15 protein-coding genes and 1 pseudogene are annotated in these 23067 nt (G+C 32.8%); 6 read left to right on the top strand and 10 right to left on the bottom strand.

The genetic code is table 11. The annotated features are described in order from the left end of the window. From LS73_RS08385 to LS73_RS08360, 8 genes and pseudogenes are all read right to left on the bottom strand, one after another. Positions 1-1306: pseudogene (locus tag LS73_RS08385) on the bottom strand (site-specific DNA-methyltransferase); the annotation flags it as partial. A 12-nt stretch (positions 1307-1318) separates the two neighbouring features. Further along, positions 1319-1585 (bottom strand): hypothetical protein, encoded by a 267-nt coding sequence (locus LS73_RS10320; protein ID WP_233708882.1) that lies wholly within the window; start codon positions 1583-1585, stop codon positions 1319-1321. Between the two features lie 149 nt (positions 1586-1734). Further along, entirely contained in the window at positions 1735-1959 is a 225-nt protein-coding gene (locus LS73_RS10315; RefSeq protein WP_233708881.1) for a hypothetical protein, read from the bottom strand. After that, positions 1956-2840 (bottom strand): DNA-methyltransferase, encoded by an 885-nt coding sequence (locus LS73_RS08375; RefSeq protein ID WP_233708883.1) that lies wholly within the window; start codon positions 2838-2840, stop codon positions 1956-1958. Before LS73_RS08375 ends, LS73_RS10315 begins: the two co-directional genes overlap by 4 nt. A 51-nt stretch (positions 2841-2891) precedes the next feature. Beyond that, positions 2892-3230 (bottom strand): hypothetical protein, encoded by a 339-nt coding sequence (locus LS73_RS10310; RefSeq protein ID WP_233708880.1) that lies wholly within the window; start codon positions 3228-3230, stop codon positions 2892-2894. After that, positions 3230-5110: a site-specific DNA-methyltransferase gene (locus LS73_RS08370; protein ID WP_034557272.1), complete on the bottom strand. Its 1881-nt coding sequence runs from the start codon at positions 5108-5110 to the stop codon at positions 3230-3232. The genes LS73_RS10310 and LS73_RS08370 overlap by 1 nt, the downstream gene beginning before the upstream one ends. Further along, positions 5111-8020, bottom strand: a complete 2910-nt coding sequence (locus tag LS73_RS08365) for a restriction endonuclease (RefSeq protein WP_034557273.1) — start codon at positions 8018-8020, stop codon at positions 5111-5113. It lies immediately after the preceding gene. A 61-nt stretch (positions 8021-8081) separates the two neighbouring features. Continuing rightward, a complete protein-coding gene (locus LS73_RS08360; RefSeq protein ID WP_034557275.1) occupies positions 8082-9920 on the bottom strand; it encodes a saccharopine dehydrogenase family protein in 1839 nt (612 codons plus the stop codon). Between the two features lie 157 nt (positions 9921-10077). Here LS73_RS08360 and LS73_RS08355 point away from each other — a divergent pair, with 157 nt between their 5' ends. Together LS73_RS08355 and wecB are read left to right on the top strand one after the other, a co-directional pair. After that, entirely contained in the window at positions 10078-12135 is a 2058-nt protein-coding gene (locus LS73_RS08355; RefSeq protein WP_081955505.1) for a transglycosylase domain-containing protein, read from the top strand. Further along, on the top strand, positions 12129-13352 hold the full coding sequence (gene wecB / locus LS73_RS08350) for a non-hydrolyzing UDP-N-acetylglucosamine 2-epimerase (RefSeq protein WP_233708879.1): 1224 nt from the start codon (positions 12129-12131) through the stop codon (positions 13350-13352). The genes LS73_RS08355 and wecB overlap by 7 nt, the downstream gene beginning before the upstream one ends. 305 nt (positions 13353-13657) lie before the next feature. On the opposite strand, the gene LS73_RS08345 is transcribed toward wecB, so the two are convergent. Next, entirely contained in the window at positions 13658-14155 is a 498-nt protein-coding gene (locus LS73_RS08345) for a DUF3972 domain-containing protein (protein WP_034557512.1), read from the bottom strand. Between the two features lie 592 nt (positions 14156-14747). After that, entirely contained in the window at positions 14748-15251 is a 504-nt protein-coding gene (purE, locus tag LS73_RS08340) for a 5-(carboxyamino)imidazole ribonucleotide mutase (RefSeq protein ID WP_233708878.1), read from the bottom strand. 193 nt (positions 15252-15444) lie between these two features. On the opposite strand from purE, the gene pyrC reads away from it, so the two are divergent. The 4 genes from pyrC to nhaA all read left to right on the top strand — a co-directional run bounded on the left by pyrC (position 15445) and on the right by nhaA (position 22814). Continuing rightward, positions 15445-16536 carry a dihydroorotase gene (gene pyrC, locus LS73_RS08335; RefSeq protein ID WP_034557278.1) on the top strand — a complete coding sequence of 364 codons (1092 nt, stop codon included), beginning with the start codon at positions 15445-15447 and terminating at the stop codon, positions 16534-16536. Positions 16537-16637: 101 nt separating this feature from the next. After that, positions 16638-17903, top strand: a complete 1266-nt coding sequence (locus LS73_RS08330; RefSeq protein ID WP_034557279.1) for a hypothetical protein — start codon at positions 16638-16640, stop codon at positions 17901-17903. A gap of 27 nt (positions 17904-17930) precedes the next feature. Next, positions 17931-21284 carry a UvrD-helicase domain-containing protein gene (locus LS73_RS08325; protein WP_034557282.1) on the top strand — a complete coding sequence of 1118 codons (3354 nt, stop codon included), beginning with the start codon at positions 17931-17933 and terminating at the stop codon, positions 21282-21284. A 27-nt stretch (positions 21285-21311) separates the two neighbouring features. Beyond that, positions 21312-22814: a Na+/H+ antiporter NhaA gene (gene nhaA, locus LS73_RS08320; RefSeq protein WP_052089519.1), complete on the top strand. Its 1503-nt coding sequence runs from the start codon at positions 21312-21314 to the stop codon at positions 22812-22814. Positions 22815-23067 lie beyond the last annotated feature (253 nt).

Here is a 23067-nt window from a genome sequence, read left to right as displayed (position 1 = left end):
TTACTACTTTGTCATATTGAGCATTTGAAAAATGCGAAATATCTCGTTTATTGCTTTGTTGAGATTTCATATTTTTAGATTCTTCACCTGCTAAAGCAGGTTCAGAATGACAAAAGTCTAAGAAGTTTTGCTTATCAAAGTTTTCATCAATGAGATTTAATTCTTGCCATTCTTTGATTTGGGATTGAAAGCCTTTGTCATTTAGTATGGAATCTATTAGAGATTTGGAATTATTGTTTTGGGGTTTTAAACTTTGAGATGAGGGGGTAAAAGTATCGGTAATTCTAGTATCTTGCGTAAGAGACGAATTGCCCTCCCCCAAAGACGAATTTATTAGTAAATCAAGGCTAAAAACATACTCTACCCTCTTTGCAAACTTTGGCTTTAACCACACTGCCTTAAGCTCATTTTCAAAATCACCAATGAGCCTAATCACCTCATAAGCGATATTTTTAATGCGTTGTAAATGTGCGATAATCTGTGGATTCCACTCTTGAATATCACTTTGCTTATAGAGATAATTAAACATCCACAAATCAAACTGCTCTCTCAAGAATCCCCTTGCGTTTTTATGGATAAAGAAATCTACTTCACTTTGTTTTTTGTAACTCCTAAAGATCTTTTTCAACTCTTCTTCATCAATTTTGATTTTACATTCTTTTAAGATTGCATTTTGTTTTAAATCTTTTAAAAACTCCTCGCTAAACTCATTAGAATTTTGCTTAAAAGCATTATTTAGCTCGGGGAATAGGTCTTTTTGGTTGCTAACTTTGATAATAATCTGTGCTTTGCCCTCATCATTTGTTTCAGTATTTACACTTTCAACACCCCCAAATTTAAAAATAATTTTGTTTTTATTGTTATCGGCGTTTTGTCTAAACTCACTCGCATCAAAAAAGACTTCATAGCTTTCTTTTTCATCGCTTAAAGTGAGGCTTTGGTAGAGTGTATCGCTTTTGACATAATAGAGATTTTGCGTTTTGTAAAAGAGGCTCGTGTCTTTGGAGTTGCTATACACTTTGGCATAGATGTTTTTATAGGCGGGAGTATCGTTGAAAAATGGCGTGCCACTCTCATTTAAATAACTATCAAAAAAGGTAAAAAGCTTATTGTAAATATCAAGCGATTGTGGCTTTCCCTCAATTTGAGAATCTAAATAAGCTTTGATATGCTGAAAATATCGCTCTTTGATTTTAAGTAGATTGCTAAAGCCATTTTTGGCAACATTTCCCTGCTGAAAATCTTTAAGTTTCACACCCAAGTAGCAGTCTTGCAGTTTAGAATAAAAGGCTTTTTTGTAATCCATAAGCACACTCCCTTATGCCTTGTTTTGCGGTATTTTAGGGGGTATTTTAGCGAGATTGGGCTTAATTTTTGATTGAATAGATTTTACGAACATTTCAGCGCAAACTTCACCCTGCAAGTTAATACGCAAGGTAGTCTTTTGATTGTCTGTAATTTGATAAGTTGGTAAAGATATATCATCAAATCTCCTTACATCACTGCTATGGAAAATATAATAATGAATCTTTGCATTCTCCAAGTCTTCATTATTTGCAAATACTGCAATCCACACATAATACACACTTTCATCTAAATCATAGCGAATTTTTGGGTGAAAGCTAAAATTCCTTATATTTTTATCTCCTGTTGGCTTACCCTCGCTTGTTTTGACTTGTAAATACTTTGTAATAATGTCAAGTTTTTGATTTTTACAAAATTCACAAAGATTCGTTACACATTTTGCACCTTTAACCTGAAAAATATTTTGTCTAATAGCTGATTGCTAAATTTCCCACAAATTTTGCAATAATATTTAGAAATTACAAAATCAATCCCCTCATCAATATAACTTCTATGCACCTGCCACACATTGTTATGAAATTTCATAGCAAGTTGCATTTCTCCATATAGACCTATGACCTGCTTTTTCTTGTCCTCCTCTAAATTTTGGCTCATAGTTCATATTCTCCTAAACTTTTACCTAAAAATTTATACACACTCTCTTTTAGCTTTTTGTTTCTCTCAATCCCTATGCCAATACGTCCTAACTTGCTAGCTACCTTCACGCTTGTGCCAATGCCAGAAAATGGGTCTAGCACTATCTCGCCATTATAACTAAACATCTTTACAGCAAATTCTGGAATCTCTTTTGGAAATGGGGTATGTCCTAAGGTATTTTGTCCCTTAGAGTTGATTTTAATTACAGGATTAATTGTTTTTATATCTCTACGCCAAGCATAAATAAAGTCTTTTTCTATAACGCTTTCTTGATTCAAATTTTCATTTTGTGTGAAATAAGTTTTTGCGCTAAATCTTTTGCCACGATTTGCTTTGCTTCTCTCAAAGCAATCAAGATTCTTACATTCCCAGCTTTTTAGCCCTTTTTCTGTATAGGCATTACCATTTACTTGCAGACAGCCACACACAGGGCAGGGATAACGTGTCTTATCAAGTCTGTGTTTATGAAAAACTAAAATATGTTCATAGCAATTCATAGGATATTGATAGTATGGATAGGGTCTATCACCATTCTTATATCTTTGGCTTTGCACTTGTCCTTTATCCCAAATAATATCATCTACAAAGCTAAAACCTACTCTTTCAAAAAGCGTAATAAAGTAAGCCCCTAGAGGCAATCTCCTTTTGCCCCAAGTGCTTTTTGTGTATAGGTTATCATTGTCAAAAATATCACCAACATTAAAGACAAAAACTCTATGGTTATCAAGCACACGATAACATTCTTTAATGATTGCTTCCATATTCAATAAGTATTGTTCTAAATTCTCCCATTGTGCATAATCTCTAGCTATAATAAGGCGGAGAGATAACCATAGCACCAATAGATTCTGATTTCATTTGTTTTAAAACTTCAAGACAATCACCCCAAATTATTTTTTATCTTGCTTTTGGATTAAAAAATTCTCTAAATTTTTGTCATAAGAATAAGAGTTTTGATAAATCTCTTTTACAAAGTCATAATATATTCTCTCAAAGGATTCAATAGTAGATCTTATATTGTCATTTTTATAAAGTGGCTTTATTCTATCCATAAAGTCTTTGTGCTGTTTTGTATTAAATTCACCTTTTAAGTATTTTTCGCTTTTTTGCAAAATAGTGTGTATATAATAATTTTTTACACTATTATTTACCTTTTGCGAGTTAGTAATTTGTGCGGATTGTTCGCTTAAGTTATCTTGAGACAAATCAAATTTAATTACTTTTCCCACTAATACACCACCACAATATCACTAAAATGCGATTTTAGATTCAAAAAATTTTCTAATGCTATATCTTCATAGCCATCAATATAGATTTTATTTATCTCTTGTTTTAAGCTTTGTAGATATTGCACGACAGAATCATCGCACTTAGCCACAAAAATAGAATCTTTGTATTGATACAATTTATCACATAAAATTTCTTGCAAATTTTTATCTAGCGTTAGATTATCACTTAAGGCTAGATTTTGCGCTATATCAAAATGTGATATTTCTCTTTTGGATAAAAGGGTTAGATTACTATCTCTATCTGCATAAATTTGTGGCTTTTGGCACATACTATATACCTTAAAGCCTGTATCAAGGTTTGGATTTTCTGTCTTTAATTTAGTCGCAACCCTTTTTACTCTTTCAATGGTAATATCACTAATTACTGGCTCATTTGAACCTAGCTCATTTTTGCAAAAATCATAGGCAACTTTGCTTTTTTTCTCATCTATTTTTTCATCAATTTGCACTAATATAAACTGCCTATTACCCCCATCCTCTGCGTTTAGCTCCATTACTGCCTGTGCGGTTGTGCCACTCCCTGCAAAGAAGTCTAGGATATAATCAGAATTATCATTAGAGGCGTGATTGATGATTTCTTTTATAAACTCAACACTTTTAGGATAGGTAAAATATTCTCCCAAGCCTAATGCTAAAAGTTCTTTTGTTGCACTTTGATTCATAAATTTATTATCCACAAATTTTAAGCTATCAAAAGTTCTCATAGTAGTTTTTAAATCTTTTAAATAGCGTTTATAGATAAATCCTCTATCATCATCTTTATATTCTTTTTTAAAGTAAATCCGCCCTTCATCAATGTGTTTTTGGATTGTGTTTTTTGAGAATCTCCAAAACATACCTTTTGGCGGATAGTCTTCTTTTCCTGTGTAGGGATTTTTTATAGCAAAATATCCTGTTTTTATATTTCCACTTTTAGCACTTGGGTTATCACTAGCCCACGCACCATTTGGATCATTATCTGGATTCTTATACTTGCTTAAATCTTTTTGCCCCCCTAGTAAATTTGTTTTTTCTTTATCTTTAGCATAACAAAGTAAAAATTCGTGTTGATAATTAAGTCCTATTTTTGCATCGTTTGTAGTGCTTTTTGTCTTGCGGATAAAATCACCCACAAAATTCTCCTCTCCAAAGATCTCATCGCACAGAATCTTTAAATTTGCCTGCTCATTATCATCAATGCTAATAAAAATCACGCCATCTTCTTTTAACAAATCTCTAGCAAGCTTAAGTCGTGGCAGCATAAAGGCTAGCCAACCGCTATGACTTTTGCTTCCTGTGATATTTTTAAAAAATTTAAGACTTTCACTCTCCACTTCATTGCCCTCATCATCGATTTCTATAAGTCCTACTTCTTGCAATATCTCCTTATAATCTTTTCTAAAATTATCTGGGTAAATGAAGTTCTCGTTTTTTGTATTATAGGGTGGGTCAATGTAAATCATTTTGATTTTTTCATAATATGCAGATTTTAGAATCTTTAATACATCTAGGTTATCACCTCTTATAATCACATTTTGGGCATTTACATTTTTAGAATCTTTGGAATCTTGGCTACTTGTAGATTCTAATTTTAACTCTTTGTCGCAAGGCGTGGAATATAAAGCATTTGCAAGTGCTTTTCCCGTAAATGTTAGCTCATAGCCTTGCATATTTGCATTTTCATTTAATCCCAAAAGCATAGCAATAGCCTTTAGATTTGGCATATTATCACTAATGCTTTGTGGATAATTTATCTTTAGATATTCTAAAAGCTTATTTTTAGATTCCCTGCTATCAATTACCTTAAATCCTTGCTCTTTTACTGTGCTTTTATCTATCATTTACCCTCCTTTTAAAACCTCATTAATGCAATTTAGTAAATTTTGCTTATTGATTCTTTTATTAAAAATCACTTTGATATTTTCATCTTTTAAATGTGCATTAAGTTGCGTAAAAAAGCTACTTGCATAATCAATCTTTTTTATCTCATCTTGTGGAATTTTACTCTCGTTATCATAGCCCTTTGTCTCACAGACAAAAAATATACTTTTGCCATTTTTATCTTTTAAAAAATATGCAAAATCTGGCTCATAGTTTTTATATGGCGTAGGAATCCTTAGCTTTGGAAGCTTGGCAAAAACTTGTATCTCCCTATTATCAACTTTATCTATATCCTCTTTTGCAATATCTGTTTCAATATTAGAATCATAGACAATTTGTTCGTAGAGATATTTTTTTGCTGGAATTGTAGAATCTATATATTTGCCTAGCTTATTTTTATCAATTTCTGTTAGAAAATTACCATTTTCATCAAAAAGATTCTTATAACTTTGTGAGAAAATATTTAAAGTAAAATCGTAATTCACGCTTTGTAAAAGCCCATTATGAAGGCTAGATTCAATAATATTTCTTAACTCATCAAAGGCTTTTTTGGGTGAGTTTTGCAATTTTGTCTTATTTAATTTTGAGTAAATATCTAGTAAAAATTGCAAAGGCAATTCTTTATTTTTTGTCCTAGCAAAGTTAATAAATAATGAAGTAATATCTTTTGATAAGCTTTGTTGATAATACTTAGAATCTAGTGTATTAATCTCTTGTATTTCAATCCTATTTTCTTTAGCATTGAAAACTTTTTTTGTATAAATAATCTGCTCTTTTTCTATACTGCGTTTATTAAATTCATTTGCCACTTCATTAATGATTTGTTGTTCTTTAATATTTTTATAAACGATAGTTGCTTTTTTATTGATTATATCCCAAAGTTCTTTAAAATCTTTGGCAAGATTTTGTTTGATTTTGATTTTAGTTTGACTTTTATTTGCATTTATGATTTGCTTATGTTTGTTTTGAGATTCTTTAAAATGGCTTATAAATTTATCAAATTTATCACCCAAAAGCTCTTTAGCTTCTTGGCTATTTTGTAAGCCTTCAAAAAGTGGAGAAACAATTGTGTAATTATTGCTTTCTTCATTAAATTGTATAAGTTTTAATCTGTTTTTTAACAAATAAATTACATCGTGCGCTTCATATAGATTTAATCCAAAATTTTGCAAAATATCTATATTCAATATTTCGCCATTAAATACAAAACTAGAATCATTAATTTCTTTTTGGAGATTCTCTATGAAATTTACTTCCTTTCCGCTTATGACAATATCCAAATAATTAATATCATAAAAGCTTTCATCATCATATCCAAAATAACTATGCGTGATTCTCTTGCCGCTATTATTCACACAAAGTCGCAATCCGCGTCCAACTTGCTGATGAGTGCTAATCTCACTACTTGAGCTTGAAAGCTTTGTAAGCGTGAAAATATTTGGATTATCCCAACCCTCTTGCAAAGCCCATACGCTAAAAATAAAACGCAATGGCGTACTTAGGCTTAAAAGCTTTTCTTTGTCTTTTAGAATGAGTGCTATGTCTGCGGCTTCTTTATCATCTAAATTGCCTTTTGAATGAGAATCTCCACTAAAATAACCTTGATGCACAAGTAAATTTCCGTTTTCATCAATATCTTTTTGTAAAAACTCTCTATATTCTTTGGATATATTTTGTTGTAAGATTTCTTTGCGTTTGGCTTTGTAAAGTCTTTCAAAAGTGTTCTTGATAAATGGCTCTTTGCCAACATTCTCTTTTTCTGCAACTTTCCTAAAATCAGAAATATTTGGGATAAAAAACAAGCTTAAAGCCTTGATATTTTGGCTAAATAACTTTTGTTCTTTTTCAAAATGTAAATCAATGGAGAGTTCTAAAATTCTCTCTATTTCATCTTCGCTTAATGTATAACTTTCTTTTTTCTCTATAATGCTATTGTTACTAAGATAAACCTTGCTAGATTCTATCTTTACAAGACTAACACCACCCAAGCCAATTTTAGATAAATCCTCGCCAAGTTTGACTCCTATGTCTTGATGCATACCATTTTTAAACATTGTAAAAGTGGCTTCTTGTTTTTTAGCTTCTTTAAGTGTGATGTTATTTTGACCAAAATCGCTTATACTATGGACTTTTACTTGCTTAACTAGATAGCTTTTGAATGCAGAAATAGAATCTAGGCAATATGCCATATTACTAAGCTCAAAATCTTTTTCTTTTGAAAAAGTCGCACCAAAGCGAAAATAAAGCGATTTTATCCGCTCAAATGATTTGCTAAACTTTTCGCCCTTTAGTAAATGCGGCTCATCTATAATGCTAATTGGATTTAAATCTATGATATTTTCAAAAATACTTTTATCATTAAACAAACTTTCACTAGATTTATTAAGAATATTATCTTTTTTATCTATCGCACTATTTGTAAGCACAAGCACGGATAATTCATCTTGATTTTTGATGTAGTGATTAATAATCCCACTTTGGCTTTTAGAATCTGTGTAAAAATATACTTTCAAATATTTTTGATATTCCACATAAAAATAAGCCTTTGTGAGTTCAATATTTTGCTTGATAGATTCTAAAATCGCCCTTCGTGGAACAAAAATGATAAACTTATTTTGTCTATTAAATTTATGCAATTCAAAAATGAGATTAAGATAAGTAAAAGTCTTGCCTGTGCCTGTTTCCATAAGAATATCAAGGTTTAATTTTTTACTAAAATTTTTAATTGGAATCTCGCTATTTCTTTTGTAAAAATCTTGCAAACATTGTTGCAAGTTGCTGGCATTGTGAGATTTAAAATCAAAATCTTTTAAAATCTCTACAATGTTATTAATACAATCTTGCTGATATTCTTGCTTTTCAAAAATCATATCTCTCCTCCATAAATAGCTAAAACTTCTACACTACGCTTTAACTAGGAAATAATTAGTTTTATTTAGTATTTTTTCGTCCATCTTCTAGCACAACTAAGCCTCCATTAGAATCAATCTCAAGCACGACATAGGGAAGTCCTTGTATATTAAGCTCGCTCATAAATGGGTCGGGGTCATTTTGCTCGATATTCCACACACCACTTCCCTGCGTTGCCTCTTTGGCTATTTGTGCAGAATCTCCGTTCACTTGATATAGCTTAGCACCATTATCAATCCCTTGATATTCTCCGCCTTTTGGCATATCTGCATTCATTGCAAGGCGGTTTTTGTTAAAAGATTCTGTAGCTTTGTCAGAATCCAAAATGCTAGTATCTTGCGTAAGGTTTGAATGTTGTGCAAAATGAGGCGAAGGAACTACCTTGTCGGTAGTGACTGAAGCCGAATTGCAGCACTCATTCAAAGATTGCGCAAGAGACGCATTCTTACTCGCGCCTATGCCCCATTTGCCCTCGCATATTAGTTTTGCTCCAATCATCGCTGGCACGCCTGTGGTATAACTCACTCCCTGTGCATTGACTTCCTCATAGCATTTCTCGTGTTCGCACACATTATAGATATAAATTGTGCGCTCCTTGCCCCCCTTTTTACCCTTAATATAACAGCCGATGTTTGTCTTGCCCTTTGTGCGAGATGCCAAACTTGCGGGGTCGGGCAAAAGCGTCTTTAGCACCTCTATTGGCACAATCGTGCTGCCCTTATGGCTCACCTCATCAATGCGTAAAAAGCCGATATTCTCTAGGCATTTCATATGCGTAAGATAAGATTCACCAAAAGTCATAAAAAAGCGGATTCTTTGTAGTCCCTTAATATTTCGCACCAAAGATTCTAGTTCCTCGTGGTAGAGTAGATAGCTATTTTTCACGCCAACTTCGGGATAGTCCCACTCTTTCATCATCGCAAGGGGTGGAATATCTCGCCACTGCCCTCCTGCATAATCTAGCACTTGCAAATCTTGCGTATTAGAATCTAGGCTAAAATGCTTCTCTTCTCGTTCAAACTTGCGATAGATTGTATCTTGTTTTAAGTCTGGGTTAATCTTTAAGTCGGTGTTGGAGATAAGGCTTGTTTCTGTATTTTTTTGGTTGGGGTTACAAGCTGATTTTGCAACGCTAGAATCTACGATTCTAATATTTGTGGTATTGCTTTCGTGGTTTTTTGGGGATTTTGGGGGTGAGGCTAGACTGCTAGTCTGCGAACCCTCAAAATCTGCGGAATGATTACCCAAAGACGAATTGTTTACCCAGTAGCGTGCTTTAGAACTCACCTCTCTTAAGTTAATCTCCGGATTAAAATTTGTCGCAAACGCATAGCCATGATCACCGGCATTACAATCCAAAATATCAATGCTTTCTATCTCATCAAAATAATGCTTCTGTGCATACGCACAGAATACATTTGTAACACCCGGGTCAAACCCACTGCCAAGCAGTGCAAAGATTCCAGCTTGTTTATAGCGCGTATCGAATGCCCACTGCTCCTTATACTCAAAATGTGCAGAATCTGGATGCTCGTAATTTGCCGTATCCAAATAATGCGTCTTTGTACGCAAACACGCTTCCATAATGCTTAAATCTTGGTAAGGAAGTGCGACATTTACAACAAGCAATGGGTGGTATTTTTCTATCAAGGCTACAAGAGATTCTGCATTGTCCGCATTAACTTCATCAATCTCAATTTCACCTAAGCCTTTAGCACGGATAGAATCTGCGATTGCCTTGCATTTATCTAATGTGCGCGAGGCTAAGACAATGCGAGAAAATACCTCACGATTTTGTGCCATTTTATGTGCGACAACGCCCCCAACGCCCCCAGCCCCAATTTGTAAAACACAAGCCATATAATTCTCCTAAAATATATTTATTTAAAATTATACAAAATTGAAAACTTTAAAAACGAATTTATATACCAAAGACAAAGTCCAATATTACAAAGCAAATCAATTAAATTTGTGTAAAATACTCAAATCTACAACACCAAACAAATCTAGGAATATCATGAGCAGACCAGATGATTTAGATGAAGTATATTCCCACAATAGAAAAGGTATAAGCTTTTTTAAACTATTCAAGCTACTTTTCTATACTGGTATAACAGTTTTCATCATATTATTATGCGTGGTAGGATATTATGCTTATGAGTTATATAAGGAACTATCGCCACAAGTGCAAAAGATGATAAAATACAAACCTAACGAAATTACTCAAGTATTTGATAACAAAGGTAGACTAGTAGCAAATTTGTTTGATGATGAATATAGATTTTACGCGACTTATGATGAGATTCCAGGAAAAGTCATCGAAGCATTGTTAGCTATTGAGGATACCTCATTTTTCGAGCATGATGGTATAAATATAGATGCCATTGTTCGAGCAGCAATAAAGAATCTAGCAAATATGCGATACATAGAAGGGGCTAGCACCATTACACAACAATTAGTAAAGAATATGCTACTTACTAGTGATAGGACAATTGATAGAAAGGTAAAAGAATTCTTGTTGTCAATACGTGCAGAGCAAGTATTGACAAAGGAAGAGATACTAGAAAGATATTTAAACTACATCTTCCTAGGACATAACTATTATGGAATCAAAACCGCATCTATTGGTTATTTCAAAAAAAATATGAATGAGCTAACACTAAAAGAAATAGCAATGTTAGTAGCCCTACCAAAGTCGCCTGTAAAGTATGACCCAACAATTAATCTCAATCACTCACTAAGTAGAGCAAATGCAATCTTGCGCAGAATGTCAGATTTAGGTTGGATATCTCAAGCGGAATTCATACAGGCTTCAAGAGAAATCCCAAAGGTATATAATCAAACACTAACGCAAAATAAGGCCCCCTATGTTGTTGATGAGGCATTGAGGGGATTAACTAATATCCCTGATTTAAAGTCTGGTGGATATAAAATATATCTCACAATAGACTTAGAATACCAAGAAGCCGCTAGAAAGGCACTAATAAATGGATATGAAAATATAAAGTATCGAATTGCAGATATGGAGAAGAAACAGAATCAAAAAATACCAAATTTAAGTAAAGAAGAGCTAGAGCTATTCCACCAACATCAGACATCAACGTTAAATGGCGCAATAGTGGTTACTAACCCACACACAGGAGAAGTTCTAGCTATGGTTGGTGGCGTAAACTATGCTCAAAGCTCATTTAATAGGGCAACGCAGGCAAATAGGCAATTTGGTAGCACCATAAAACCATTTATATACCAGCTAGCATTTAATAAAGGATATTCTCCAGCAGAGATTGTAACTGATTCTCCAAAGAGATTTGGTAAGTGGATACCAAACAACGATAATAGACAATATTTAGGACCTGTGAGCATGCAAACCGCACTAGAAAAGTCATTAAATATTCCAGCTATTGATACCGCGCTAAAGATTGGAGAAAAATCTCTTTATGAAGGATTAGAACAATTTGGATTCGAGAATTTCCAAAAGGATTTAACAGTTGTTTTAGGCAGTCTTTCCCTTTCTCCAATGAAAGCTGCAATGCAATATAGCCTTTTTTCAAATGAAGGGACGATTGTGAAGCCATACATAGTAAACAAAATCGTAGCTTCCAATGGCGATACGATGTTCTTTGATACTACACAATTAACGCTTAGCACTCCACAGCAAGCATTTCTTACAACATCTATATTAAGAAATGTTGTGCAAAAAGGCACAGGACATAGAGCAAGAACAAATGGAATAGAAATAGCGGGAAAAACAGGAACATCTAATGATTCTCGTGATGCGTGGTTTTGCGGATATACGCCAGACCTACAAGTAGTAATATGGTATGGTAGAGATGATAATACTCCAATTGGTGGTGTGGCATATGGAGGAAATGTGTCTGCACCAGTTTTTAGCGATTTCATAAAACAAGTGCTAGAGTTTAATCCAAGCTTAAGTCGTAGTTTTAGAAAACCAAGCGGCGTATATAGTCAAAAGATAAATGGCGAATATATCTACTATACAGATACATCTAGGATTAACTTTGATCAAATAAAAGAAATACAAAGGTTAAAAGAAGCAGATAACGTAATATGGTAACAGAAATAAAAAAAAGCAACATAAAGAACATTATTATAATATTAGGAACTAGACCAGAGGCAATAAAGTTAGCTCCTGTGATTTTAGAGCTAAAAAAACTAAACAAATACAAAGTAACAATAGTAAACACAGAGCAGCAAAAGGAGCTTTCAAATCAAACTCTATCATTCTTTGGTATAAGACCTGATATATGCCTAAACTGCATGAAACCAAACCAATGCCTAGCCACCTTACAAGCAAGGATATTAAACGCTCTAGAGCAAGTCTACCAAAATCCCATGCAAGATAAAGGATATCATGCTACTATAGTTCAAGGAGATACAATGAGCGCATTTTGTGGTGCGCTAACTAGCTTCTATCATAAGATTCCAGTATTTCACGTTGAGGCTGGTTTGCGATCATATAATCTTTTTGAGCCATTCCCAGAGGAGGCATTCCGACAAATGATAGCAAAGACTGCCTCTTTGCATTTTACTCCAACCGCGTTAGCAACACAATCACTACAAAATGAAGGTATAGATTATAATAATATAATTGAGACGGGCAATACCGTGCTTGATGCTCTATTTTGCTTAAGCAAAGAATCATTGCAAAATGCAAGATGCTTTTGGAGCGAAAGAGGAATTAATTTAGAATCTAATACATTAGATAAAAATTGCATTCAGAATATAAGCGCGAGAAAAAATCCCAAATCTAATATAGTTCTAGTAACCACACATAGAAGAGAAAATCATGGACAAAGACTAGATAGAATCTTGCAAGCAATACAAATACTTGCAAAAAGATTCTCTAATGTTGTATTCATAGTTCCCGTGCATCCAAATCCAAATGTAAAACAGAAAATAGAAAAATCCCTAATGAATCTAGAAAATGTTATGTTATGCGAGCCACTAGACTATCCAAATCTAGTGCTAATAATGTATAACAGTAAGCTAATTTTAACTGATAGCGGAGGAATCCAAGAGGAAGCACCAAGCTTTGGAGTGCCAATACTTGTGCTACGATATGAGACCGAGAGAAAGGAGGGGCTACAAGCAGGCTTTGCTAAGCTCGTAGGAGCAGAATGTGAGCGCATAGTAGGGGAGGCATCTTTGATTCTAGAGCAAAATCAAACTTTAATTACAAAACCAAACCCATATGGAGACGGCACAGCTAGCTTAAAAATAACTAAAGCTATTGAATCATTTTTCAATATATACACCCCCCCAAATTATTAAACAGACAATAATCACAAAAACACCTTATATCTGGGATTGGAAAGCATATTTAATTAGTGCATAAATTTTACATAAATATTATTGGGCACAAGAATTTGATTTGAAAAAAATTTTATCTAAGAAGCCTAAGAACCAACAATAAAATTCATTTTACGTAAAAACTAACAAGATACAAACAAGGAAAGAGACAAATATACAAGAAAATAATATTACACAAAAATCATCATCAGGTTAGAATCTACTAACCCAAAGAAACTTTTAGATTCTAAAAGGACATATTAAAATGAAATTCAAAAGTATATGGATTAAGTAGTGCTATTACTCACCCTTCCCCACATAAGCTTATACTTGCGCTTAACAAATTCTACTTCTTCTTGTGTTTTTTGTAGCTGCTGGCGCAATAGCTCAATAGTCTTCTTATCATCATCATAGATTTCTTGCATAGATACGAGTGCTTCTTTTAGAAAACTATTCTCACTTTTGAATGCTGAAATAGTTTCATCTTTGGAAGATATAACTTTATCATGTAGCCCTAGTATAGTTGCTATGGTTTTTTCTACAAAGACTGGATCTAGCGCGTTACCACTTATATCAAGAGAAACTAGGCGGTTCTCTACTTTCTTAATAAGTGCTGAAGTGCCTGTGCTAGCCTCTATATAGATCCTACCATTTTCTTCCTTGCTTTTAATAGATCTATCTTTAATTAACTCCTCAACCTTATCTCGCTCTAACCCAGAAAGATTCAAGAACTCTTCAAGAAGCAACCATGTTTCTTGCTTGCCAACGACATTTGCCTTGACTATTTGGTTGTATTTATCTTGCTTTAAATCATTTATGTTTGAGTTAGGGTTTGATTCTAGATTTTGCTTAGCCGTGGTGTTAGCTATATCTTGCAAAGATTGTAAATGTATATTTTGGGCAACATCAGCTGGATTAGATATAGGTGGCTTTGCTGTTGTATTTAAAGCTGTATTTTGTATATTATTAGCTCTTTGAGCTTGGGCATTTTGCATTGGATTTACAGGACTTTGCCTTGTTGGTGCTATTGGAATTTGCTTAGTAGTAGCTTCATTTATACTAGAGGCAGGGATTGATGTTTGGACTGGTTTAGCAGGAATGCCTCTAGATTGGCTAGCTTGATTTTGGCTATGGCTTGAAGATTGAGCATTTTTAGCTGCATTTGGCTTTGCTTGAATTTCTTGCATTTTGGCTTTTTGCGCGACAATAGGCTTTGTTGCATCTGATTCTAGAATCTGCTCTATCTCTTGGACTTGGCTTTGGGTCCGCTTGCGCAATTCTGCTTGCGCAGAAGTATCATTGACTAAATCTTGCTTCATTTCTTTTATGGTTTTTAGCACTTGCTTAGTTTGTTCATCTGCCATAATATTCCCCTAATTATTGTGATTGCAATTCATCTTGTATTGTTTGTGTATCCTTTTCCAACTGTATAGCTCTTTTCTCTCTATCTTTTGCCAACTCTAAGCATAGATTAGAGTATTTTGGTTGCAAAGATAGAATCTGCACACAAAAATATGCTGCATTAATCGCTCCAGCTTTGCCAACAGCCATTGTAGCAACAGGAATTCCATTTGGCATTTGCACACTAGATAATAAAGAATCAATCCCATCAAGCACACCGCCAGCCAAAGGCACAGCTATAACAGGTTTATTAGTCATAGCAGCAATACTACCTGCAAGATGTGCTGCCATACCAGCTGCTCCAATAAATACATTAGCCCCTCTATGCTCTGTGTCCAGGACAATTTCCTTTGTGCGAAGTGGAGTTCTATGAGCAGACGAGATGTATGTCTCAAATGGAATGCCAAATTGATGTAATACTTTCGTGCATTGTTTCATAATGACCCAATCGCTCTTGCTACCCATAATAACAACAACCATATCAACCCCCATTCCTAGATAGGATTTAAGGATATATTCTACAATAAAAAATATGATTCTTAAATATTTTATTAAATAGTATTCTTAATGGTTTGGCTATGCAGCTTTGCAAATTTGGGAATGCAAATTATGATATAATTAGCAATTTAAGCTTTATAAATTATAATAATCGCGAAATCTCTTAAGGAAACACATGCAAACACTGTGCCTAACAAATCCGCTTGACATGCACATACATCTACGTCAAAACGAAGTCCTAGAGTCTGTACTGCCATTTAGTGCTAGGAACTTCTCATTAGTGCTTGCTATGCCAAATCTAACACCACCATTATTTAATGTTGAATCTGTCATGCAATATAGAGATAAAATAAATCATATAGCAAATAAACAAATTAAAACAGATAATACCATTTTTTTTCATGACAATGAAGCTAGGTATTTTATGCCTTTTATGAGTTTATTTATATCAGACTCTTTAACTAAAGAAGAAATATATAAAGCAAATGATAATGGCATAAGGATTCTAAAGCTTTATCCTAAAGGATCTACAACTAATTCCAAAGATGGTCTAAGCGAAATTTTAAATCCTAACTTTCTAAGGCTATTAGAAATTGCGCAAGATTTGAATATGATTCTAAGCATACATGGAGAAAGTGCTGGCTTTAGCATTGATAGAGAAAGAGAATTTTTAGTTATATTTGAGGAATTAGCAAGAAGTTTTCCTAAACTAAAAATTATAATCGAGCATCTAAGCGATAGACATTCTTTAGAATCAATTCATAAATATCCCAATCTATTTGGCACTATCACCTTGCACCACGCACTACTAACGCTTGATGATATTCTAGGGAACGCGCTAAATCCATTTGCATTTTGCAAGCCAATAGTAAAAACTCCAAAGGATAGAGATGCAATATTAGAAGCTATGCTAAATGCAGATTCTAAAATTAGCTTTGGCTCTGATAGCGCGCCACATAGTATACAAGCTAAATATCAAGGCGCAGCTGGAATCTTTAGTGCACCATATATATTAGAATCTCTTGCAACTATATTTGATAAGTATGGCAAATTAGATAACTTACAACATTTCATAAGCAATAATGCTATGAAAATCTATGACTTATCGCTCCCTTTTACAAAGACTATAACACTACAAAAGCAAGATATGCAAGAGCACCCTAGCGATATTCTGCCTTGTTCTAATGGGGATATAAAAATATTTTTGCCAAGTTTCCAACTTAACTATAAGATTATAAATATAGAAGTAACAAGCAATGATACATAAGATTATATAGACAATGCAAATATCATATTTACTCTAATGCCTTAAGAATAAAGAATAGCTAAATAAAGATATAGCAATAAATAGAACTAAAAAGAATAATTATGCAAAGATATATCGATGTCCTATTTTATATATCATTAACAATCATAGCAGGAATAGGGATTTTACTTCATAGCCATCATGTCGATAAATACTTTTTACTAACTCCATATAAAGCAAAAGCAGATCAAGAAATCATCTATAAAAATCACAAACAAGATTTACAAGGAATGCTAGATGACAATCAAAGAATATATAATATAAATGCAGAATCAATAGGAGATAACATATACCTAATCTCATTCATGATTAATCAAGGAACATTAAGTCAAGGTATATATGGGATTTTATTCTCAACAGACAACTATAACCTGGTAGCATATAATGCAACGATATGGAGTAAACCTAAAATACTAGCAAGCCAAGATTTTCTATTTAGTCAGACTAATCAATATATACATTCAGATGCCAAACCAATTATCTATCGCGATAAAGATAATCTAGTATTACTTGTAAATATGCAGGGTAAATTTAAAACCATATCAAATAAGATTCAAGTATTTTCAATGCCGCTAGCAAGCATTAAAAATATATTTTCAAATGGAGATAAAGAATCTATAAAGCAAACTCAATTTAAACTAATAAAAAATCTAAATTTCTCGGGATATGGAAATATAACCAACTTCATATCAGGCGATATATTAGATATATTTCATAAGCCACCTACAAAAGATTCCACAAATAAAAACAACAAGCAAGAATTTATAATGCCTTTAATATCTGGTTTAGGTATAAAACTTCCAGCCTTTGTGATAATAAGCTCTGATCTAATCCTGCAAGAAAAAATTACAATAGATTCAAATATATCACTAAAAAATCCAAGAATAACCAAAACAATAGATAACGATCTCCAAGTAATAGGCATGCAAAATACTTCACACTCATGCCTAGCAAGCTATACTGATGATTCTGGAAACTTATATAATCAAACATGCGAGCTATATAATGGTAAGCTAAAAATGGGGAGGATAGAAAAAAGCCAAAACATTACTGAAGTAAACCATATAGAATTAGCTACATTTGGCAATCTAGTTTTACTTTTATACACACAAAACAAATCTTCTAGCTTAAATCTAGCAGTATGGAATGGCAAGGACTTCTCTAGGATTTGGCAAATAGAAAATACCAAAAACAAAACTTCAATTACTAGTGCTAAGATATTAATTAATGATGATGAGGGTTATATATTTTATGCAAATAACAAAAGCTTGCATTCTATAACATTTAACGAAAATTATCTAGCAAGTCTAATAACAGAGGAGCAGTAATTTAACTAGGATTCTAAAAGGAAAAATATGAAAAATAATGACAAACTGCAATCCATATTCCTAAATGCTTCAGCTGGTAGTGGCAAAACCTTTGCGCTATGCACACGATATATTGCCTTGCTACTACATGGAATAAATGCAAGCGAGATTCTAACACTTACTTTTACTAACAAAGCCGCAAATGAAATGAAAGAGAGAATCACAAACAATCTCCTAGCCTTATATCACTTCTCTAAATATAGGATAGATGACCAAACTTACCATACATTCAAATGCAGTTCTAAATCAATTGAAGAATTTATTGCAAAAAGTGCTGATATAAAAAAACATAGGCTATCTGAAAAATATATAAATGACGCCCTATCATTACATAAAGCTCTAAGCGAGTATGATTTGGATTTGGAGACTATTAACTCAAAGATTTCTAATGTATATGATAACTTCTTACAATCATCTAAGAGAATTAGCACTATTGATTCCTTTCTAATTACTATGCTAAGACCATTTGCATTTTATGCTGGGGTTAGAAGCGACTTTGAAGTGCAAGAGAGCAATAAAGAGGAAGAATTTTTACAGGCTTTTTTAGAATCTAGCTACAAAGATTTAGAGCTACGCAAGATATTGCAATATATTCACCAAGATTTGCAAATCCCAATTCAGAAAGCAAGATACGCAAAGTCATTAAATCTAAATGAACTACTAATAGCTCTGCATGATAAGTCTATAGAGTTTGACTTAAGAGGAAAGAGTAAAAATAGCTTATTGGAAATCATGAAAGAACAGCAAAAAGAAATGCTAAATGATAGAGTTTTGCTTGCTAAGAAATGCCAAATTCAAGATACATTATCACTAGAGAACCTGCATTCAAGTGAAATTTTATCGCTTGTGTATAAAGCAGCAAATGAGCTAGCAGAGTATATAGAAGAAATTGCCCCTAATGCCAAAAGCTTGAGTAAAACTAAAGATGAGCTAAAAAGCAATAATATAAATAAGATTCTAAAAAGCACGATAATTAAAAATGGTAATCACAAAAGTATAAAAGCAGATGATGATAAAAAAGCAATTGTGCATAAGTTTTGTAATCTAATAAAAAATCGCTCAATATTGTGGAATCTAACTTTAGAGGCAGAAAGGTTAATAACTCTTGGAACATTAGTAAAAAACTATACAGAAAGCATAGGGCAAGTGCAAAAGAGCAATAATGAGCTAAGCTTTAACGCTATTAAACACAAAGTATTTGGATTAATGAATGATGTTTTTTGCAATAACGATGAATGGCATAGCGATTACTTTTACTTTCGCTTGGATTCAAAGATTAGACATATACTATTTGATGAATATCAAGACACAAGCATAATTCAATATAGAATCTTCTTACCTATGTTTAAGGAAATCCTAGCTGGTAGCGGAACAAAGGATAATCGAACATTGTTTTTTGTTGGAGACTCTAAACAAAGCATGTATGCATTTAGGGGTGCAAACAAAATAGTCTTTGAGCAAAGCAAGAAAAATCTAAAAGAGGAATATCTTGATTACAACTACCGCAGTAAACCCAATATCATAGACTTTGTAAATGAGAGATTTTGCTCATTATTTGAAAATTATATAATGCAAAAATATCCAATGAAAACAACTAATGAAAATGATGGAGATGATAATCCAAACAAAAATATAACAAAAGATGGCATTGTGAAAATTAACCTATATAACCACAAAGACTATTATATAGAACAAGACAAAAACAATCCAATGCATCATTCAACATTAAAATCCAAGCAAAATGAAGCATTAAGGAAGCATGCTTTTAGTGAAATTAAAGAAGTATTGCAAGAATTACTCGATCATGGAGTAGCGCAAAAAGATATTGCTCTGCTTGCTAGAAAACGAGATATATTGCAAGAATTTGTGCAATGGGCTAGAAGCAATATATCACATGTAAACTTCAACCTAGACAAAAACGGAAAGCTAATAGAACAAAGATATATACAAATTATATATTACACTATGCTACTACATAACTACAACGAAAGGCTAAGTCAAATAGAAGAAAAATCAAATGCGCATCAGATTCTAAAATATAAGAAATTTGCACAAAAAACACTAAATAAACTCTTAAATAAATCCTATGAAGAAGATATAGCCTTGCCAAATCTACATAAGAAAAACCTAGCATTACAAATAAAAGAAATAATAGAATCATTTCGACTATATAATGAGGATTCTATGCTGTTATTAGAGCTTGCTTGTCAGAGTAATACACAAGATATGCAAGAATTCTTTAATTCTATAGCTAACAAAGATTCTACACTTATGCAAGAAGAGGCAGTTCAGACAATGACTATACATGCATCAAAAGGGCTTGGGTTTTCTTATGTTATATATTTAGATTTAAATATAAAAAGCAAAAAAAAGGCAGAAAAAATTCTCTATGATTATAATGGAATCTATCTAAAACATATACGTCTTAATCATAACGAGGAAGTCCAAGATGATGTGCTTGCAAATCTTACAGAGCGCACAATCCAAAATATGAACAGTGAAGAATACAATATCCTATATGTTGCATGCACTAGAGCAAAAGATGGACTATATATATTCGCAAATGATCAAAGCTATAGCGCATTAACGCTAAATCTAGATAAATCACAAAGTAGAGGGCAAAATCAACCAAGCATAAAGGAATCAAAAGAAAACAAAAATAAGCCAATAATCATTTCTAGTCTACCATTTAAAAAGATAGCTCAAGAAGAATTCTTACGCCATACAGAAATTTCATATAATATGACAATGGACTTGCAGCATAAGCAAACATTAGGAATCATCACTCATATAAGCTTAGAGCTAATGCTAGGCTACAAGATAAAATCTATTATGCCAATACTCTTCTCACAATGGGGATTTCATATCAAGGTAGAAGAGCTAGAAGGCATTATACAAAGAGTTCAAAGGCTTATAAATGGAGATTATAAAGCCGATTTAAGTTTTGCAGATGGAATTATATATTGCGAAATACCTATACTAAAAGTAGAAGATGAACAAGATAGTATAGAATGGCAAGATGGTCAAATTAAAGAATCTCATATAGAGGAACTTCAAAATATAAGAATCATCAATCAAAACAAAAAAAACAACATGAGGTTAGCCCTAAAACAAACTAAGCTTCAAAGGATTGATGCTATATTGCAGCAAGGAGATTCTATATTCATACTTGAGTTTAAAACTTCACAAAAACTAAACAATAATCTAATAAAAGAACATGCAAAACAATTAAAATCTTATGAAAGCTTTATTAAAAATATAACTATATCTCAAAATTTACTATTAACAATAAAAAGCTACATTATCTATTTGCAAGATTATATTATATTTCAAGAAATATAATTAACTAGAATACTAAAGTGTAAAGCAATGACATCACAATCCTATGAAAATACCTCATATAATAATAGCGATGAGCGCACTAGCAATAGTACATTAAAGAATTTCATTACTCATGAATCCTTTGGTGGAGTATTGCTCTTTTTTGCTGTTGTGTTTGCAATGATTATTGCTAATACTAACTTTGGAGTTATATATAATGAAATATGGAATATGTATCTAGATTTTAGTATCGGTGGATACAAGCTAATACATATAAGTGTTCTGCACTTCATAAACGATGTCCTAATGTCTTTTTTCTTTCTTATGGTGGGATTAGAAATGAAGAGAGAGGTTTTATATGGAGAATTGGCTGGATTCAAATCTGTGAGTTTTTCTGTATTTGGTGCTATAGGTGGACTAATTATACCTAGCATAATCTATATATACTTCAATTATGGAACAGAAAGCACACATGGCTTTGGTGTAGCAATGAGCACAGATACAGCATTTGCACTAGGCGTATTGTTGTTGCTTGGCAATCGGATTCCAAATGTGGCAAAGATATTCTTAGTTACTCTAGCTGTTGCTGATGACTTGGGTGCTATTACTGTGATTGCAGTTTTTTACACAGAGCAAATTAATTGGTTTTTCATATATCTTGGCATGATTTTTTTGATTATTTTAATCGTATTTAATTATATGGACGTAAAATATATTTCTTTGTATTTTGCAGTAGGAATATTGCTTTGGTTATGTCTATTTTTTAGCGGCGTGCATGCCACTGTTGGTGCTGTAGTGCTTGCTTTCACAATTCCGGGCAAGTCGCAAATCTCACGTCATAGCTATTTAGGACTAAAAGTAGCCTACAACAAGCTATATTTTCAAACACAAGCAGACTTTACAACATTTGAACCACTAAGATATGAAGAAACAAACAGACTAGGTTCAATTATTTATGGATTTAAGGATTTTTTTAAAAGTTCATATCGTAATATAAAAAATTTTATCAGCCCCAAAACTGATGCTGAACGCGAAATAGACATGCACAAAGAGCACCAAAAAGTAGAAATTTTAGATACTGTTGCGCGTTATTCTCGCTATGCTCAAAATCCCCTTGTAAGAATCGAGTTTATATTGCAACCATTAAATGCCTATTTCATAGTGCCTTTGTTTGCCTTTGCTAACGCGGGAGTGCCAATTGGCGGCGCGCTTGACTTCAATATCGATGGAATCTTCTATGGTGTTATATTGGGACTTGTAATTGGCAAGCCAATTGGAATTTTTACCTTTACATTATTGAGCGAAAAACTAAGAATTGCCAAAAGACCAGCTGGATTAACCAATGCCCATATTCTATCAACAGGATTCTTAGCTGGAATAGGATTTACTATGTCTATGTTCGTAGCAAATCTAGCATACAAAAGCCACCTTGCAATTGATCTAGCAAAAATATCCATTCTTGCTGCATCATGTATTGCAGCTATAATAGGGATAGTAAGTCTACTTATTGCTACAAATAAAAAAGATTCAGATATTCAAGAAGAATTTTAATATGCAAAAAATATAATAATTAATGAATATTTAGGATTAAGATACAACTAGATTCCACTCATAAATAATAAACACAAACCTGAAAAATGCAATAAATGATATAGCTAATGTATAAAAGAATCTACTATATTTACAAGATAAGATCTTGTATATTATCTAGGCTCAATTCACCTTAATCTAATTTCTAACTAATCTTGTAAAATTTTGTATAAATCTTAATCTTGAATTTTTGTATTTTGCTTAAATTCACATT

Origin of the sequence: Helicobacter muridarum, assembly GCF_000765805.2 — a bacterium.
Lineage (GTDB): Bacteria > Campylobacterota > Campylobacteria > Campylobacterales > Helicobacteraceae > Helicobacter_A > Helicobacter_A muridarum.
This window is presented reverse-complemented; position numbering and strand designations above follow the sequence as displayed.

Coding starts and splice junctions, on each gene's coding strand:
- LS73_RS08370 (WP_034557272.1), bottom strand. CDS start 5,110: ATGATAGATAAAAGCACAGTAAAAGAGCAAGGATTTAAGGTAATTGAT.
- LS73_RS08360 (WP_034557275.1), bottom strand. CDS start 9,920: ATGGCTTGTGTTTTACAAATTGGGGCTGGGGGCGTTGGGGGCGTTGTC.
- LS73_RS08355 (WP_081955505.1), top strand. CDS start 10,078: ATGAGCAGACCAGATGATTTAGATGAAGTATATTCCCACAATAGAAAA.
- purE (WP_233708878.1), bottom strand. CDS start 15,251: ATGGTTGTTGTTATTATGGGTAGCAAGAGCGATTGGGTCATTATGAAA.
- LS73_RS10315 (WP_233708881.1), bottom strand. CDS start 1,959: ATGAGCCAAAATTTAGAGGAGGACAAGAAAAAGCAGGTCATAGGTCTA.
- nhaA (WP_052089519.1), top strand. CDS start 21,312: ATGACATCACAATCCTATGAAAATACCTCATATAATAATAGCGATGAG.
- pyrC (WP_034557278.1), top strand. CDS start 15,445: ATGCAAACACTGTGCCTAACAAATCCGCTTGACATGCACATACATCTA.
- LS73_RS08325 (WP_034557282.1), top strand. CDS start 17,931: ATGAAAAATAATGACAAACTGCAATCCATATTCCTAAATGCTTCAGCT.
- LS73_RS08365 (WP_034557273.1), bottom strand. CDS start 8,020: ATGATTTTTGAAAAGCAAGAATATCAGCAAGATTGTATTAATAACATT.
- LS73_RS08330 (WP_034557279.1), top strand. CDS start 16,638: ATGCAAAGATATATCGATGTCCTATTTTATATATCATTAACAATCATA.
- wecB (WP_233708879.1), top strand. CDS start 12,129: ATGGTAACAGAAATAAAAAAAAGCAACATAAAGAACATTATTATAATA.